We start from the raw sequence: 17,033 nt of genomic DNA, 5'->3' as shown, positions 1-17,033 counted from the left end.
GTCAGTTCTCTACCGGCTCGCTCAGCCATTGACGGACGATGGAGACGGTTTCGTTCGGATTGCGTTCGGCGAGTTCGCCGACCCGGTGCACGGCCTGGGCGTGGACCTGGCCCTGGATCTGGGCGACGTCGATCAATTGGGCCGCGCCGCTGCCGCTCGGGATCAGCGCCTGGCTGGATGAACCGGCGCTCTCGGCATGGGCTTCGGCGAGCGCCGGCAGGCCGGCGCCGGCCAGCGACGGAATGGCGTCGGCGGCGACGATGCGCTTGACCAGCGGGCGGACCACCATGAACAGCACGACCAGGCCGAGCATCATCATGACGCCGAGCTCGATGACGTACATCACGTCGTCCTTGGTGAATTGCAGCATGCCGAGCAGGCCGGTCGGCTCGGCGATCGGCTGCGCGGTCGGCGGTTCGGCGAAGCGCAGGTTGACGACCTCGACCTGGTCGCCGCGCTTCTGGTCGAAGCCGATCGCGGAGCGCACCAAAGCGGCGATGCGGTCGAGCTGCTCCTTGGTGCGGTCCTGGTAGACCATCTCGCCTTTTTCGTTCTTGGCGTAGCTGCCGTCGACCAGGACCGCGACCGAGATGCGGTTGACGCGGCCGGCCTCGGTCACCTCGGTCTTGGTGGTGCGGGAAATCTCGTAATTGTTGGTCTCTTCGCTCTTCTTGCTCTGGTCGCGGGCGCGGACGGCGTTGTCCTGGTTCTGGTTGCCCGGCAGCTCGTTGGCGACGGTGACCTGGCCGGAATTGTCGGCGGTGGCGCTCGATTCCTCGCGGGTCTGGGTCGAGCGCAGCACGCGGCCCTCGGGGTCGAACTTGTCCGAGGTCTGGGTGATCTTGTTGTAGTCGAAGTCGGCGGAGAGCTGGACGCGGGCGCGGCCGCTGCCGACCACCGAGGAGACGATGTCCTCGACCTGCTTGCGCATCCGCTTCTCGAAGGCGGCGCGGCGCTCGTCGCCGACCGCTGCATCGGCGTCGGACTGGGCGCCGTCGGCGAGCAGCTGGCCGGCCTCGTCGACGATCGAGACCCGCTGCGGCTTCAGCCCGTTGACGGCGGAGGCGACGACATGGCGGATCGCCCGGATCTGCTGCGGCTCCAGTGCGCCGCGCACCCTGAGCACGATCGCGGCCGACGGCTCCGGCGTCTCGCGCGAGAACAGCGGCTTTTCCGGCAGCACGAGGTGGACGCGCGCGGCCTGGACGCGGTCGATGGCGCGGATGGTGCGGGCGAGCTCGCCCTCCAGCGCGCGCAAATGATTGATGTTCTGGACGAAGCTCGTGGTGCCCAAGGCGTCCGATTTGTCGAAGATCTCGTAGCCGACGCCGCCGCCCTTGGGCATGCCGCCCTCGGCGAGCTTCATCCGGAGCCGCGTCACCTTGTCCTTCGGCACCATGATCGCGGCGCCGTCACTGCGCAGCTCGAACGGGATCGCCTGGCGCTCCAGCTCCTTGATAATGGCCGAGGAATCCTCGGTCGACAGGTCGGTAAAGAGGGTGGTCATCTGTGGCGTGGTGACGCGCATGATGACGAAGGCGAAGAAACCGATCAGGGCCGCGGTGACCGCAACCATGGCCACGAGGCGGGCCGCACCAAGACCTCTCAGGAAAGCAACCAGACTTTGCACCAACGGCCCCCAGGGATTCGGCCCACGCGGGTCCGACTGGGCAAATATTGCCTAGGGTATGGTTTCCATATGGTTAACGAAGGTTAAGAACCGCGGCAAAAACGCGGACATGAAAAAAACCGGCTTCGCAAAGCGAGGCCGGTTTTCTTCAAATGCCTCTTTTCAGGCGAAACCTACTGCCGGTACTGCTGGATACGTGTGGTGCGCAGTCCGGCCAGACCATGCTGGTCGATCGAGAACTGCCAGGAAAGGAATTCATCGACGGTCAATGTGTAGCGGCTGCAGGCCTCCTCGAGGGAGAGCAGGCCGCCGCGGACCGCAGCGACAACTTCGGCCTTGCGGCGGATGACCCACCGTTTGGTACCGGGGGCCGGCAAATCCGCAATCGTTAACGGGCTGCCGTCAGGCCCGATGACGTATTTCACCCTCGGGCGATGGGGTTCTGTCATGGCGTACTCACAAACTCTCAACCACTGAACTCGCGAGAGGTAAGCTACGCCCACCGGTTTAAAATTTGCCTAAGCCCAAGGCTTCAATACGATTCTCGTTGGACGGGCCGGGAACAGGGGGTGGATTGGGGGCTAGACGCTGGGCTCAGCGCCGAGTTTCCCGGGTTCGTCGGGCTCCTGAACAAGCGGTACCCCTCTCCCTAACCCTCCCCCGCAAGGGGGGAGGGAACCCTGCCGCACGTGCGTCCCTCACGTTTCTGATGCGCATGGGTTGCGTGAGGTGAGCACACTTTTCAGGCTCCCTCCCCCCTTGCGGGGGAGGGTTAGGGAGAGGGGTAGCTCCGGGCGAGATGATCGATTGGAGACTTTCCTCAGCAATCACGCCGCGCCCGCGCAGCATGAACGATCGTCGAGTCTCCCGCTCGTTCAACTATCGTTGATGGCCATCCTTTCGGCAGCGCCGCATGTAACCATATGCCATTGCCTGCGTAGGAGAGATTGTCCGTGCACCGCAGGCCGGTGCGCTTCCCGATTCACTCCATCCGAGCTCCAATCATGATGATGAACAGACGCACTTTCTCGACCGCCTTGCTTGCAGGTGCGGCAGCTTCGCTGGTGTCCTCGCGCGGCATCGCCGCAACCACGCCGCCGGTGAAGGCGCGCAACGTCGTGCTGGTGCATGGCCTGTTCGCCGACGGCTCGTGCTGGTCCGAAGTCATTCCGCGCTTGCAGGCGGCCGGGCTCAATGTGACGTCGGTGCAAAATCCCTTGACCACGCTGCCGGACGCGGTCGCATCCGCGCAGCGTGTGCTGGATCGCCAGGACGGCCCGACCGTTCTGGTCGGCCATTCCTTCTCCGGCATGATCGTCACCGAGGCCGGCGTGCATCCGAACGTCTCGGCGCTGGTCTATGTCGCCGCGCGCGCGCCCGATGCCGATGAGGACTACACTGCACTTGCAAAGACCTATCCGACGCCGCCGGCGAGCGCCGGCATCGTGTTCGACGGCGACGAGGGCCGGCTCAGCGAAGCGGCGTTCCTGCGCGATTTCGCCGGCGACATCCCGGAAGCCAAAGCAAAAGTGCTCTATGCCGTGCAGCAGCCGTTCCACAAACAATTGCTGACCGGCAAGACCAGCCATGCGGCGTGGCGCAGCAAGCCGAGCTACTACGCGGTGTCGACCGAGGACCGCACCATCAATCCCGATCTCGAGCGCTTCATGGCGAAGCGGATGGGCGCCACCACGATCGAGGTGAAGGCCAGCCATCTCGCGCTGATCTCGCAGCCTGAGCCGATTGCGCGGCTGATCCTCGCCGCCGCAGGGCGGGCGGAGTAACAGGCGCCGGCAATCGCGGTGCTTTCCTTTGCGACAACGAAAACGGCCCCGGGAACGTCGAGACGTTTCCGGGGCCGCATTGCGTGTGCCGCTAGATGATATGCGCACCATGGCTGTTGAGAATGCCGTGATCGCCCGCAAGCGGAATCAGGTCATGCACGACGGCATCGACATCGACCGGCGCACTCGTCGTATTGCCGGAAGCGATGTTGCCGGACAGCGCGTGGCTGAGGTTGAGCCCGCCGAGCAGATTGCCCACCAGCCCATCCGTTCCGGTACCGCCGAGCGAGGCAATGCTGAGCGGGCTATTGCTGCCGGTCAGTGCGCCGAGATCGAGCAGATGCGGGCCGTTCGCGCCGACATCCACCGCGTTGACCTCGACGGTGTGATGATCGCCTGAGGTCGGCGCGGCCAGGATATCGATCGCCTGTCCGTTCGGCTGCGTCGGACCGACGTCGAGATCGACGAGATGGCCGCTGGTCGAGCTGCCGAGGCTGCCGACGATGCCGCCGAGCAGGCCGCCGTCGCCGGCATTGTTGCCGCCATTCACGGTCGCGAGCGGCAGGGTTTGCAGGTCGTGGCCGAGACTCTGGATCAGATTGTCGACCGGATTGGCCGGATCGTCCTTGCCACTGACGACCCCGGTCAACAATTCGGACGGCACGGCATCGACCGCATGCACGGTGTCGGTGAGATCGGCGCCGAGATGCGTCACGGCGTCGGCGGTATGGCCGGCCAGAACTTCGCCCGGCGTGTTGAGCACGTCGGTCAAGAGATTGGAGTGCTCGTCGGCAGCAGGCGTGGCGCCGAGTTGGCCCAAACCGACGGTGCCGGCGAGGTTCGTGACGGCGTGAACCGCGTTGTCCAGCCCGGCCTCGTGGCCGATCGTGGTGAGGAGACCGCCGGTGTCGGACGCGGCCGCGTTGACCGCATTCAGCACCGGTTGCAGCAGCCCGTCCTGTCCGGCGAGCGTCAGGCCGCCGTTCTGGCCGAGACCGGCGGGGATAGTGCCAACCGCATTCACGATATCGGTGAGATCGGCGCCGAGATGCGTCACGGCGTCGGTCGCGTGACCCGACAGGACTTCACCCGGCGTGTTGAGCACGTCGGTCAGGAGATTGGAGTGCCCGTCGGCAGCAGGCGTGGCGCCGAGCTGCCCGAGCCCGATGGTGCCGGCGAGGCCGGTGACGTTGTGAACCGTGCTGTCCAGTCCGGTCTGCTGCCCGATCGCGGTGAGAAGACCGCCCGCGTTGGACGCGGCCGCATTGATCGGGTTCAGCACGGGCTGCAGCAGCCCGTCCTGTCCGGCGAGCACCAGGCCGCTGTCGAGGCCGGGCGATCCGCCGCTTCCGGAGCCGCCGCCCGATGAGGTGCCGCCGCCGGAGCTGCCACCACCCGACGTACCGCCACCCGACGAGCCATCGCCGCCGCCGGCCTGGTGTCCGGAGCCGCCATCCGTTCCGCCGCCGGCGGATGTGCCGCCGCCCGAGCTACCTCCGCCCGACGTGCTGCCGCCTGCTGAGGTGCCGCCGCCTGATGTGCCGCCACCCGTGCCACCGGCGGAGCCGCCGCCGCCCGAGGCCCCAGTGCCGCTGCCCGACGTGCCCGAACCCGGTGATCCCGTCATGCCGCCCGATGGGGAGCCACCGCTTCCGCCATCTGCGCCGCTACCGCCCGACGATTGTCCTGGTGATCCGGAGCCGCTCGATCCGGACGAGGAGCCTCCGGAAGAGCTGCCCTGTCCCATGGCCAGGTACTGATCAGCATACGCATTCGGGTCGCTCATGTGGTTGTCTCCGTGTTGCGTCTAACCGGAGCAAAAACCGAAGCGCGAACGGAATGGTTGCGTCGCCAGGGCGCGGGCGCCCGAACGTGGCAAACAGCCGATCTCCGCCACGATTCAAATTTTCATCAAGGGCGTCAGGTTTGACGGAGCGGTGACGGCTGTCGGCTCTCGGCCGGAAGCGGTACTGCCTGCGCGAACGCCGGCTTTCCGGTTCGTCGCGGCGACGGATATCTCCCGGCCGACCGCACCCGCCGCGGGCTTGCGTCCGGTGCCGAGCGCGCTCAGAAGCGTCGCGACGGCGGTCATCAGCAGCACACCGACGAGACTGAGCGCGATCTGCATCGCAAGCCGGTTCGCGACGTCGAACAGATCGAGCTGGCTGACGAGCGCCAGCAGCACGCCGAGACCATAGATCGGCAGCGAATTCTCGCCACAGCGCCGCGCGCCGCGCAGCATCGGCGTCGATAGCCCGCGCCAGTCCGCCGGCACGAGCCATGAGGCCACGATCGCAACAGCCAGGAAATGCAGCAGCCGCAGCGGGCTCAGATTCGATTTGTCCAACGGAAACAGCAAATCCGTCAAAGCCTGCGGCACCGGCAGCTTGACGTGCTGGCCGAGTGCAAGGACGAGGCTGATCGCCAGAACGAACGCGGAGACGACCAGCGCCGAGCGCGACGTCACCCATCCGCGGATTGTCTTGCCCTCGATCACGTACCATGCGCCCAGCACGACCAGAAACTGCCATGCCAGCGGATTGAAGAACCAGACGCCGCCGGGCCAGGCAGCAACCCGCCAGCCGAAGACGTGCACCAGCGCATAGAGCGATAGCGAGACGCCAAGCGTCGCGTTCGGTGCGCGCAGCAGCAGCCACAACAGCGGTGCGAACAGGACGTGGCAGATCACAAAGACCGGCAGGACATCGGTATTGACGGGGTGGAATTGCAGGATCGCGGCCTGCGCAAGCGTCGCACCCGGACGCTCGAACAGGACCCGCATATTGCTCTCGTCGGCAAGACGATCGTTGCCTGAGACGTCGACGAGCACGGCGCAGGCGAGCACAAGCAGCAGAAATGCGGCATAGATGTCCCATCCCCGCCGCAGCGAGCGGCCGACCATGCCTGTCCAGCCGTCGCGCTGACGTGCCCTGCCGTAGGCCAGCGCGCAAGTCACGCCCGAAATGAACATGAAGATTTCGGCGGCATCGCAGAAGCCGTAGTTGCGCAGCGTCAGCCAGCTCGCTGCATTGTCGGGAACGTGGTCGAGAAAGATCCACCACAGCGCGATCCCGCGGCAGACGTCGATGCGCGCATCGCGGCCGGTCGATCTGAATGCCGGCGGAATTTCGCCGGTCAAGCGCTTCGAGCTGTGGGTTCGATCGTGCATCTGTCGATCTGTCTGGCGTGCGTGCGCGGCCTGGTCGGACATCGGCGCACCGGATGCTCCGCGGTGTGCGCGTGCCGGACGAGCCTCCGACCGGCCAAAGGGATTGGGTTGTCGAGCTAGCCGACGGTCGGTGACTGTTTCGTCATCCAGTCGGGATCATTGGGGCCGGAGGGATGATCGCCCTCCGGCGGCGGCGGCAGGATATCGCCGATGACCGGTATCAAGAACTGCTTCCGCATTTCGACGAGGCGGGCACGGCAGTATTCGCGATACAGCATTTCGAATAGGGTGGACATGATCGAACCTCTTCCTGTTCACCAAGGTGGATTTCCCATGTGACAGATTTCGACCATTTCAACCGGCGGCCAAAGCCAACAGTGCCGCTGGCATTTCATGTCCGACGAATCCTGCTAGCGATTTGGCTAAAGCAGCGAAATAAATCGGTATCCGCAATCTTTCAAACGAGCCTGCGCGCGGCGCCGTGAACCGGATCTGCTACGAACAGGGCACAGAGCTGATTTGCGCCTGCATGCCGCCGGGATGTCCAATGACTCCGATGGCGGCAATTACAGATAGAGCGCTCACGGCCGTCTCTTCCTAAAGGAGAAATAAAGGCCGCGACTTTCGCGATCAGTATAAACGTATTATTCTGACCGACAGGTGAACCAGTTCACATCAGCATCGATCACAGGCAAATGAGGCTAGCAGATCGATAGCATGGCATCTTGGACTTGCGCGCACGGATCGAGGCAATGCCGGTGCGTGAATCGCAAAATGCCGACGTCGATTGTGGTACCGCAGCATTTCATCCTGACGTTTTGTGAAAGCCGGAGGTCCCCATGCCTACGGACGCAGCCAATTTCACATCGTATCGATTTTCGACGAGCGACCTTCCGGAGCGTATTCGTATCCCGCTGTGGCGCGAGCACTTCGGACGATGCGTCGTGCACGCCGATATCGAGCCTCTGTCGAACGTTCCGCTCCAGGCCGATGCATCGCTGCGGGTCGTCGAGGGCCTGCGTACGCTCGCGCTGAAGGGCACTCCGATGCGCTTCAAGCGCTTGCAGGCGAACCTCGCCGACGGCGACGATTCCGTCGGCATCATCTTCTGCGCTCCCGGCAGCAGTCAGCTGACGCAGCGCGGCCGGGACGTCGAGCTTTGCGCAGGCGATGCAATCGCAATTCTGCATTCCGAGCCGGCCAGCGTCACCTACGTCGATGGCCTGCAATTCGGTCTGGCGGTGCCGCGCGCAGAGCTCGAGCAGCGCGTAACGAATCTCGAAAGCCTGGCCATGCGGCCGATCGGGCGCCGAACGGAAGCGTTCCGGCTGTTCGCGGCATATCTGAAGTCGGTGTTCAAGACGCGCGCACTGACCGCCCCGAAGCTTCGCCACAAGGTCGTGACCCACATCCATGATCTCGTCGCTCTCGCGATCGACGAGTGTCCTGAATTGGGCGAGAGCAGTGCGAGCGCCGTCGTGGCTGCGCGGCACAGTGCGGCACTCGAGTACATCACCGTGCACTTTCAGGAACCGGGGCTCAGCGTTCAAACGGTCGCACGTTGCCAGGGCATCTCGCCTCGCTATCTGCAGCGCCTGATGGCCTCATCGGGAACGTCGTTCACGGAGCGCTTGAACGAATTGCGTCTGCAGCGGGCGTTCGAATTGCTGACCGGGTCGCACACCGGCCGTCAGCGTATCTCCGACGTCGCGCTGGAGGTCGGCTTCTCCGACGTTTCGTATTTCAATCGCTTGTTCCGAATTCGTTTCGGAGAAACTCCGCGCGGCGTTCGGCTCGTCCGCAAGGCAGCCAACTGAGCCGTTTTGCTCGCCGCTGCCTGACGTGCCCGAACCCAGTGATCCTGCCATGCCGCCCGACGCGCAGCTGCCGCTATCTGCGCCGCTACCGCACGACGATGGCCCCGATGATCCGGCGTCGCTTGGTCCGGACGAGGAGCGTCCGGAGAGCTGCCCTGTCCCATGGCCAGATACTGATCGGCGCATACGTATTCGCGTCGCTCATGGCCATGTGAATGGCTTCACAGGTCGCGCCCTCTATCAATGATAGCATTGTTTCGATTTACAACGTTTGTTTCACGCATTTCTCATTTTCAGGAGACATTTTCATGCGCACCGTTTTCGCCGCCGCCGTCTTGCTTGCAAGCGTCCTGCCGTGCCACGCCCAGCAAGCGGTTTCCGGAACGCTGACTCAAATCCGCACCGGCTGGAACGACGACGCCTTCGGCGTCATGCTCAATGTCCCGCAGATCAATCCCGCCCATTGTACGCAAAACACCTTGGGCTATATCAGCACGACCAACAACGCCGGATACCACACGTATTATTCGGCGGCCTTGACCGCATATGTGGCAAGAAAGCCGGTCACGGTCACGGTGCACAATACCGAGTGCATCGACGGGTTTCCCAAGATCATCGGAATAAACATGCCCTGAGATTCGGCGAAGCTTCATTCGTCGTCCTCGACCTATGCTCAACCGGCTAGGGAGCATGCCTGTGTCTCCGATCAATTTGTCACGTCTGTGTGCCAGACTCGTGCCTCTGCTGCTAATCGCATCTTTCGTGCCGGCGATATCAATTTCGGCCCGGGCGCAGGACATTCAGAATGTCGTTGTGTTGCCTGCTGCGCCCGATCTCCACGTGGTGACGCCAGGCACGCCGGATGCCGTCCCGACGCTGGCCGCACCTGCGCGGCCGCTCGTCATCGTCCCCGTCCTGTCGGACGACGTGTTTCCGATCCCGCAGGCGTCGGAAGATGTCCTGACGCAACGAAACGACAACAATCGCACCGGAACGTCTCATGTGCCCGGTATCAATCAGCAGACGGTTCAGAGATTCAAGCGGCTCGGGTCCTTTGCCGTTCGAGGCGTCGTGCTTTCGCAGCCGCTATTCATGAGGGATGCCACGGTCAACAACGCGCGGCAGCCCGTGCTCATCGTCGCGACCTCGCACAACGATGTCTATGCCTTCTCGCCGTCGGAGGCTCGAACAACACCGCTATGGCACGCTTGGCTCGGTCGCCCGGTGGTCAGCAAAAAGCCCCTTCATCCGGGAGAGGATCCGCCTCCGGCCGATGGCGCCGCGTGCGCGCCAAACTCCCTGGCCGCCTGGCAGGAGGACGGAACGCTTGACGGGCTCGAGACCGGTCTGATCGGAATCGAGTCGACGCCTGTCATCGACCCGGCTCTCGGCCGGATCTTCGTCAGCTACAAGACTTTCGAAGGGCTGCAGCATGTTGCCGCCATATCGATGAACGACGGCACGGTGCTCAAATCCGTTATCGTGCCGGCTCCAAATCAGGAGTGGCACAAGCTGCACCGCAATCGCACGAGCCTCGTGCTGGCCAATGGCGTGGTTTTCGTTGGCTATTCGAGCTTGTGCGAGGGCTCGCCGATCCGGATGCACGGTTCGATCAGCGCATTCGACGCGGCCACGCTCGATGCGGTCGGCCGTTACCAGGTCACGGACGACAACACCGATGGCGGCGGCATCTGGCAGGGATCGACCGGTCTTGCGGCCGACAACGCGGGCAATCTCTATTTCACGACGGGCAATCGCCGGCTCTGCTTTGGTGTTCCGCCGGGGGAGCTGGACCAGCCCGACAAGGCCAGTCTCGCCAGCAGCGTTGTCCGGGTTCATACCGAGCGGACAGCCCCGCAAGGAAGCGAGCCCTACCATCTGAGCATGGAGGCGGCCGACTATTTCACGCCGTATCGGCGAACCATGGAGGATTGCTACGATCTCGACATGTCGGCGGCAGGCGTGGTGCTGATTCCGGGGACGCGCTATCTGGGCGCCGGTGGCAAGGAGGGGGTGTTCTATGTCCTCGATCGTGCCGACATGGGCGGACCGGAGACCTCCGACCCGGCGTGGACTTACGGTAGCGTAACCACCTGGCAGGAGCGGGTTAAGCACAAGGACTCGCTGGACGACGCGGCGCGCGACCACGTTCGCCAGAAGTTTCAGGCGACGCAGGTTCGTTGGCCGGCCGGTCAAGACTATCTGCTGAACAGCTGGATGGAATGGCCGCACATCCACGGCACGCCTGCTTTTGCGAGCTTCGGAAATGACCAGTTCATGTTCCTGTGGGGTGAAAAGGACAAGCCGAAGCGGTTTCGCTGGCACGACGGCAAGTTTGAACTGCCTCCGCTGGAAGGCGAACCGATCGCGCCTCCCTACGTGGACATGAGGTTGAACGGAATGCCCGGCGGTTTCATTTCGGTCAACGTCGATCCGACCGGCGGCAGTTCAGGCGTGGTGTTTGCATCGGCAGAAATTTGCGACGAACCCGGCTACCCGTCGTGCCGGACAAGCCAGGACAATGGTGTGCTGAGGGCCTACGACCCCTTCACGATGCGACAGTTGTGGAACGACACCACGGAACCGCAGAAGTACTGGTTCTCAAAGCTGGTCCCGCCGACGATTGCGGGCAACCGGGTCTTCCTCGCGACGAGATCCGGCAAGGTCTTGATCTACGGAGTGCCGTAGCAGGATTCGTCGGTTGTGTCGTTGAGTGATGTATCTCACGGCGCGAACGCGGGCAGCGCATCATCGTTGGGGCGTCGCATGGAGCGACGAATGGAAAACGAAGGACCCAACGTCATGGCCAATATCGACCACAAGCAAGGAACCTATACGATCGCCGCCAATTCGAGCCAGCCCTTCACGTTCTGGTGGGGACGGGATTCGAAGGCGCCGAACGAATTCTTCGACGTCTCGATCGCGCCGCATCTCGACACCAAGCATGCCTCGATGGAGCCCCTGCTTGAGACCAACAAGGCCGTGTATTGGGATCACCGCGGCGGCGTCGGCGTCGTGCTGATCCTGACACTGCAGAATCGCAATAATTTCCCGGTCACGTTCGAGGCCAATCACGTCCGCATCTATTGATGCGGCAGGCAGATGGAGCGGGCCGCGTCGGTTGCGCGGCCGGTGCCGTGCGTTGGCGGCCGGGGCTGGTACGGCGCCTGTTTTTTGCGCGGCGGGGATGGATTGTAAGGCGTCGGTCGGGGCGCAAGGGTGGCGCGAGACGACAGAACAGGCCGCAATGCTGGGGATTTGCCGGGGTTCGAAGCGGCAGGCCGCTTGTTTCGCTTGGCCCGTTTCCTGCTTTCTGAATGTCAGCGGGGAGCGAACAATGATTGCTGAGCACTTTTTGGTTTGGATTGGATTGCTGGCTGTGATGGCTTTTTTGGCCTTCCGATCGCCGGGGCACGGACGCGGCTAGGTTCACGCGAGCGCGAAATTGCGTCCCCACCCATAACTGTCATCGCCCGGCTTGACCGGGCGATGACACCGCGTGGCGTGACAACTTGAATCCAGAGCCATCATCCGCGTCGTCCCTGCGCAGGGACGACAGCTGTGGATGCGGCACCTCGTGACGCAAAGGCGCAAGTGCAATTCGCGCGAAGCTGAACGCCGGATTGGCGCAGATAGCGATGATACGACCTAGCTCGAGCTCGACGTGCCGCGTACCACGCGCTTGATCTTGTCGGTGGTGTAGGTCTGGCCGCCGATCGAGAGCAGCGGCGGCGACGCGGTGAGGTCGACGGAGTCGACCACGCCCTGAACCTCGGTCGAGATGGCGATGGGGTTGCCCTTGGAATCCTTGCCGGTGGCGGTCAGCGTGTAGGTGCCGGCCGGCCATTGCGTGCCGTCATTGCCCTTGCCGTCCCAGACGAAGCTGGCGTTGCCCTGCTTCAGGCTGAAATTGCCGGAATAGGCGGTCTGGCCGGTCGCGCTGGTGATCGTGACGGTGGCGCTGGTGGCTTGCGGCGACACCAGGTTCCAGGTCGCGGATTTGTCGAACTGCGTCTTGCTGCCGTCGACCGCGACGGTGTTGCCGACATAGACCAGCGCCTGGGTCGACTGCGCGCTCTTCTCGATATCGATCAGCGACTTCAGCTGATCGTTGGATTTCAGCTGCTGCTCGACGCCGGCGAATTGCACGAGCTGCTGGGTGAACTGGTTGGTGTCGAGCGGATCGAGCGGGTTCTGGTTCTGCAACTGCGTGGTCAGCAGCGTCAGGAAGGTCTGGAAATTGTCGGCGATGCCCTGCGACGAGTTCGTCAGGCCGCTGTTCTTCGTGCTGCTGCTTCCGGAGTTGCCGGTGCCCGGTGCTGAGACGACCGGCGTTGGCATGGTTGCATCGACTGCCATGGTGAACTCCTTACACTCTGATATCGACGCCGCCGAGGGCGCCGGTTGCGCGGCCGTAGGAGCGACCAGCCACCGCGGCGGGCGCGCTGTCCTCCTCGGTGACGATCAAACGGTGGGCGTTCGGATTGGACTGGCCGTTGTTGTTCTGGCCCGACTGCGACTGGTCGCGCAGGCTGAACTGCAATCCGCCATTGCCGGTCGACAGGCCGGCATTGTCGAGCGCGCGCTGCAGCTGGTTGGCGTCCTGGCGCAGCATCGACAGCGTTTCCGGGCGTTCGACGGTGAGATGCGAGGTCACCTGGCCGTTGCGGTCGACATCGATGCGGACATCGATGCGGCCGAGCTCGGCAGGGTCGAGCCGGATCTCGAAGCGGCTCTTGCCGCTCTTGGCGGAGGCGGCGATCTGCATCGCAAGGCCGCTGAGCGGCACCGCGGCGGCTTGCGCTGCGTTGGTCACGGTCAATTGCGCGGTCGCGGACGGCGTCGTCTGGCTGCTCGCCAATTGCGCCTGGAAGGTATTGGCCGCCTGCGCGCTGGAATCGGGCGTCGCGAGCGCGGGCTGCGCGGCCGCCTGGCCGCCGACCGTCGGCGTGGCGCTGCCGTCGCCCTTGGCATCGGACTTGATGGCATCGGCAGCACCGTCCGCGGCGGCCTTCGCCTTGCCGGCAACCGCGGCCGGTTGCGCGACCGGGGCAACGACGGTGGTCGGCGCGGCCGGCGCGGTATTGGCGCTGCCCTGGGCCGCACCGTCCTGGTCGGCAGGTGCCGTCGCAGCCGCGTCCGCGGTGGCGACCTGCGCCTTGACCTGCGTCGTCGTCTTGGTGGCCGGCGTTCCGGCGGCAACGGTGGCAGCGAGTGTCGCATCGCCGGTCGCGGTCGCGGCGCCCGGAACTGTCGTCGCATCGGCGGTGGTGATGATCTGCGCCTCGGTCTTGACGCCGGCCGTCTTGGCGACCTTGTCGGCGTTCGCCGTGGTGGTCGCCGCCGTTGCGGTGTCGGCGCCGGCTGGCGCACCGGTGCCGGCCGCGGCACCCGTGCCGGCGACCGCCGCGCTTGCCGCGATGGCCGCTGCCGCAATCGCGAGCGGTGCGGCGGGCTGGTCGGATGGCGCAGTCGCCGGTGCCGTTGCTGGCGCTGTCGCCGCTGTCGCGGCGACCGGAGCAATCACGGCATTGACCGCCGCCGCGTTGGATGGCTGCGGCTGCGCGGCGGCTTGCGTCGCGTCGGTCTTGTCGCCGGTGGATTGCGCATCGGTGCTCGACGTCTGGTCGTCGGATTTCGATTTCGGCTTGGTCTTGCGCGGCGCGCCGCTGTCGTTGTCGTCATCGACCGTCTTGTCGTCCCGCGCGCTGTTGGACGCGCGGTCGGGAGCGGTGCTGTTGTCGCGGGAGCGTGTGTCGGTCGTCGACGACGAATCGTCGGACCGGCGCGAGGGCGGTGGCGGCGAGTCGTACCGGCTGCTGTCGCTCGTGGACGTAGTATTGCTGTCGACCAGCGCGGCAAAGCCGTCGTTGCCCGCCTGGGACGCGGGATCGGGCCGCGCCGACCGCTGGGTCGCGCCCTGAAAAGACCGGCCTGCCAATGCTTCCGACGTGACGCTGACCACCGCAACCCTCGCAAATGAGACTTCCGGCGTTTTGTCAGCAAGGAGCGGGCCAACCATCGCGTGGAGAAAATAGCAAGGTATTTCAAATGGTTGGTGGTCGCGCGCACAGCCAGGAACGGGTTCCCGACGGGTCTCCTTTTTGCCCGGCGGCAAGATTTGCCGTCCGCGCGTGGCCAGGCTCGGATTGCGCCGGATTGCCTCCCCGGAATACGGCCTATATTAAAAGGTGGCCTCCGACGCGTCCCGAACCGACCGACCCGGCCTTGGACGCGTTCTAAGGCTTTCTGGACAAAGGCTTTTTCCAATTTCGTCGCGGAGCGCATAAGCTCGCCGCGACACTGACCAATGACCGCTTAGAGATGCTCAACAGTCTGGATCTTGAAGGCCGCCCTGAAGACACACGGATCGTCGTTGCCATGTCCGGCGGCGTCGACTCGTCGGTGACGGCTGCGCTGTTGAAGTCGCAGGGTTACGACGTGGTCGGGATCACGCTGCAGCTCTACGACCATGGCGCCGCGACCCATCGCAAGGGCGCCTGCTGCGCCGGCCGCGACATCCACGATGCGCGCAATGTCGCCGAACGGATCGGCATTCCGCATTACGTGCTCGACTACGAAAGCCGCTTCAAGCAATCGGTGATCGACAATTTCGCCGACAGCTACGCGCTCGGCGAGACGCCGGTGCCGTGCATCGAGTGCAACCGGTCGGTCAAGTTCCGCGACCTGCTCGCGACCGCGCGCGAGCTCGGCGCGCAGGCGCTCGCCACCGGACATTATGTCGCCTCGCGCCGGCTCGCCGACGGATCGCGCGCGCTGGTCTGCGCGGCGGATGCCGATCGCGACCAGAGCTATTTCCTGTTCGCGACCACGCGCGAGCAGCTCGACTTCCTGCGCTTCCCGCTCGGCGACATGACAAAGCCGCAGACCCGCGAGCTGGCGCGTCGCTTCGACCTCGAGGTCGCCGACAAGCAGGACAGCCAGGACATCTGCTTCGTGCCGACCGGCCGCTACACCGACATCATCGGACGGCTGAAGCCGAATGCGATCGCGCCGGGCGAGATCGTCGATCTCGCCGGCAACGTCGTCGGCCAGCACCAGGGCATCGTTCATTTCACCGTCGGCCAGCGCAAGGGCCTCGGCATCGCCTCCGGCCATCCGCTCTATGTGGTCAAGCTCGACGCGGCGACGCGCCGGGTCGTGGTCGGGCCGCGCGAGGCGCTGCGGATGGATCGCATCGCGCTGCGCGACGTCAACTGGATCGGCGACGGCGCGCTGGATCGCGTGATCGGCGAAGGCATCGAGATCTATGTTCGCGTCCGTTCGACGCGTGCGCCGCAGCCGGCGTGGTTGCGCGCCACTGACGCCGGCTATGAGGTCGAGCTCGTCGCCGGCGAGGAGGGCGTGTCGCCCGGCCAGGCCTGCGTGTTCTACGACGCAGCCTCCGGTCAGGCGCGTGTGCTCGGCGGCGGCTTCATCAAGAGTGCGAGCGCGAGCCGCGTGGCGCGGGCCGCGACGCAGGATGCGACAGCGCCGCTCGCGGAAGCGGTTCGCGGCTAGACAGAAGAAGCATCGGGGCAGGGGAATGGCTGGGGACATCGACCGCGAGGGGGTCGAAAAAGCGTATGGCCGCTGGGCACCGATCTACGATCTCGTGTTCGGCAAGGTGTTCGACCAGGGCCGTCAGTCGACCATCGCGGAAGCCGACCGGATCGGCGGACGGGTGCTCGACGTCGGCGTCGGCACCGGATTGTCGTTGTCGGACTATGCGCGCACGACGAAGCTCTGCGGCGTCGATATTTCCGAGCCGATGCTGCGGCGGGCGCTGAAGCGCGTGCACGCGCTGGGCCTCTCCAATGTCGAGACGCTGGCGGTGATGGACGCCAAGAACCTGGCGTTTCCGGATGCGTTCTTCGATGCGGTGGTCGCGCAATACGTCATCACCGCGGTGCCCGATCCGGAAGCGACGCTGGATGATTTCATTCGCGTGCTGAAGCCCGGCGGTGAATTGATCCTGGTCAATCACATCGGCGCCGAGAGCGGACCGCGTCGCGTCTTCGAGCTCGCCTTCGCGCCGCTGGCGCGGCGGCTCGGCTGGCGTCCGGAATTTCCCTGGGAGCGGCTGACCAATTGGGCCGCGAAGCATGGCGGCGTCAGCCTCGCGGAACGCCGGCCGATGCCGCCGATGGGGCATTTCTCGCTGATCCGCTTCCGCAAATCGTGAGGCCTGCCGCGATTTGACCGGGAACAACGGCGCCTCATCCCGGTTTTCTCGTCATGAGGATCAACCGAACACTCGCTTTGTCCTGTGTGCTGACGCTGGCGCCGGTTGTGGCCGCGGCGCAGGCGCCGCCGACATCAGCGACACCGCCGGCACAGACCGCGCCGCCAGCGCCGCAGCGCGCCGCCGCGAATTGCGCGCCGCAGCAGCCGTCGCATCCAGGCGCTGTGGTTCCGGAGGGAACCACCACCGGGCAGGGCGGCCAGCCGCTCGGCGACAAGCTCGCCAGATCCGACGGGGTGCTGTGCCCGCCGGCCGGCGTCGATCCCGAAATGCGGGCGCCGACCCCGCAGGGCGGCAACACGCCGGTGATTCCACCGCCCGGCAGCCCCGGAGGCGACCCCTCGGTCAGGCCGAAATAGCCTCTGTCTGCAATAAGTTGCCGCCTCGT

At 64.9% G+C, this 17,033-nt stretch carries 15 protein-coding genes; 8 read left to right on the top strand and 7 right to left on the bottom strand.

All coding sequences use genetic code 11. The features are described from left to right. Position 1: 1 nt before the first annotated feature. Positions 2-1,630 (bottom strand): flagellar basal-body MS-ring/collar protein FliF, encoded by a 1,629-nt coding sequence (fliF, locus tag BRSPCE3_RS17695; protein ID WP_244067222.1) that lies wholly within the window; start codon positions 1,628-1,630, stop codon positions 2-4. Positions 1,631-1,803: 173 nt separating this feature from the next. Continuing rightward, positions 1,804-2,079, bottom strand: coding sequence for a DUF1153 domain-containing protein (locus tag BRSPCE3_RS17690; protein ID WP_002714638.1), 276 nt, complete (start codon positions 2,077-2,079; stop codon positions 1,804-1,806). Between the two features lie 555 nt (positions 2,080-2,634). On the opposite strand from BRSPCE3_RS17690, the gene BRSPCE3_RS17685 reads away from it, so the two are divergent. After that, positions 2,635-3,414: an alpha/beta fold hydrolase gene (locus tag BRSPCE3_RS17685; RefSeq protein WP_244067221.1), complete on the top strand. Its 780-nt coding sequence runs from the start codon at positions 2,635-2,637 to the stop codon at positions 3,412-3,414. A 91-nt stretch (positions 3,415-3,505) separates the two neighbouring features. Here BRSPCE3_RS17685 and BRSPCE3_RS17680 read toward each other — a convergent pair whose 3' ends face one another. The 3 genes from BRSPCE3_RS17680 to BRSPCE3_RS17670 all read right to left on the bottom strand — a co-directional run bounded on the left by BRSPCE3_RS17680 (position 3,506) and on the right by BRSPCE3_RS17670 (position 6,879). Further along, positions 3,506-5,041, bottom strand: a complete 1,536-nt coding sequence (locus BRSPCE3_RS17680; protein WP_244067220.1) for a hypothetical protein — start codon at positions 5,039-5,041, stop codon at positions 3,506-3,508. Between the two features lie 273 nt (positions 5,042-5,314). Continuing rightward, positions 5,315-6,583, bottom strand: coding sequence for an OpgC family protein (locus tag BRSPCE3_RS17675; protein WP_244067219.1), 1,269 nt, complete (start codon positions 6,581-6,583; stop codon positions 5,315-5,317). Between the two features lie 116 nt (positions 6,584-6,699). Then, on the bottom strand, positions 6,700-6,879 hold the full coding sequence (locus tag BRSPCE3_RS17670) for a hypothetical protein (protein ID WP_244067218.1): 180 nt from the start codon (positions 6,877-6,879) through the stop codon (positions 6,700-6,702). 543 nt (positions 6,880-7,422) lie between these two features. Between BRSPCE3_RS17670 and BRSPCE3_RS17665 the strand changes: the two genes are divergently transcribed. The 4 genes from BRSPCE3_RS17665 (at position 7,423) to BRSPCE3_RS17650 (ending at position 11,490) form a co-directional block, all read left to right on the top strand. Then, positions 7,423-8,400, top strand: a complete 978-nt coding sequence (locus BRSPCE3_RS17665; protein WP_244067217.1) for an AraC family transcriptional regulator — start codon at positions 7,423-7,425, stop codon at positions 8,398-8,400. A gap of 308 nt (positions 8,401-8,708) precedes the next feature. Beyond that, entirely contained in the window at positions 8,709-9,035 is a 327-nt protein-coding gene (locus tag BRSPCE3_RS17660; protein WP_244067216.1) for a hypothetical protein, read from the top strand. 61 nt (positions 9,036-9,096) lie between these two features. Continuing rightward, positions 9,097-11,088 carry a hypothetical protein gene (locus BRSPCE3_RS17655; RefSeq protein WP_244067215.1) on the top strand — a complete coding sequence of 664 codons (1,992 nt, stop codon included), beginning with the start codon at positions 9,097-9,099 and terminating at the stop codon, positions 11,086-11,088. Positions 11,089-11,178: 90 nt separating this feature from the next. Beyond that, complete coding sequence (locus BRSPCE3_RS17650; protein WP_244067214.1) at positions 11,179-11,490, top strand: hypothetical protein; 312 nt, start codon at positions 11,179-11,181, stop codon at positions 11,488-11,490. A gap of 558 nt (positions 11,491-12,048) precedes the next feature. Here BRSPCE3_RS17650 and BRSPCE3_RS17645 read toward each other — a convergent pair. Together BRSPCE3_RS17645 and BRSPCE3_RS17640 are read right to left on the bottom strand one after the other, a co-directional pair. Continuing rightward, a complete protein-coding gene (locus tag BRSPCE3_RS17645; RefSeq protein WP_244067213.1) occupies positions 12,049-12,759 on the bottom strand; it encodes a flagellar hook assembly protein FlgD in 711 nt (236 codons plus the stop codon). Between the two features lie 10 nt (positions 12,760-12,769). Next, positions 12,770-14,365 (bottom strand): flagellar hook-length control protein FliK, encoded by a 1,596-nt coding sequence (locus BRSPCE3_RS17640; RefSeq protein ID WP_244067212.1) that lies wholly within the window; start codon positions 14,363-14,365, stop codon positions 12,770-12,772. A gap of 359 nt (positions 14,366-14,724) precedes the next feature. On the opposite strand from BRSPCE3_RS17640, the gene mnmA reads away from it, so the two are divergent. Genes mnmA through BRSPCE3_RS17625 form a run of 3 tightly spaced genes read left to right on the top strand, consistent with a single transcriptional unit; the run spans position 14,725 to position 17,004 of the window. Beyond that, positions 14,725-15,921 (top strand): tRNA 2-thiouridine(34) synthase MnmA, encoded by a 1,197-nt coding sequence (mnmA, locus tag BRSPCE3_RS17635; protein ID WP_244067211.1) that lies wholly within the window; start codon positions 14,725-14,727, stop codon positions 15,919-15,921. 25 nt (positions 15,922-15,946) lie between these two features. Next, positions 15,947-16,585, top strand: coding sequence for a class I SAM-dependent methyltransferase (locus tag BRSPCE3_RS17630; protein WP_244067210.1), 639 nt, complete (start codon positions 15,947-15,949; stop codon positions 16,583-16,585). Positions 16,586-16,638: 53 nt separating this feature from the next. Beyond that, positions 16,639-17,004, top strand: coding sequence for a hypothetical protein (locus BRSPCE3_RS17625; RefSeq protein ID WP_244067209.1), 366 nt, complete (start codon positions 16,639-16,641; stop codon positions 17,002-17,004). The last annotated feature ends 29 nt before the right edge of the window (positions 17,005-17,033 follow it).

Source organism: Bradyrhizobium sp. Ce-3, assembly GCF_022835695.1.
Taxonomy (GTDB): domain Bacteria; phylum Pseudomonadota; class Alphaproteobacteria; order Rhizobiales; family Xanthobacteraceae; genus Bradyrhizobium.
Note: the sequence above shows the minus strand (reverse complement) of the source record. Positions and strands in the feature narration are given on the sequence as shown.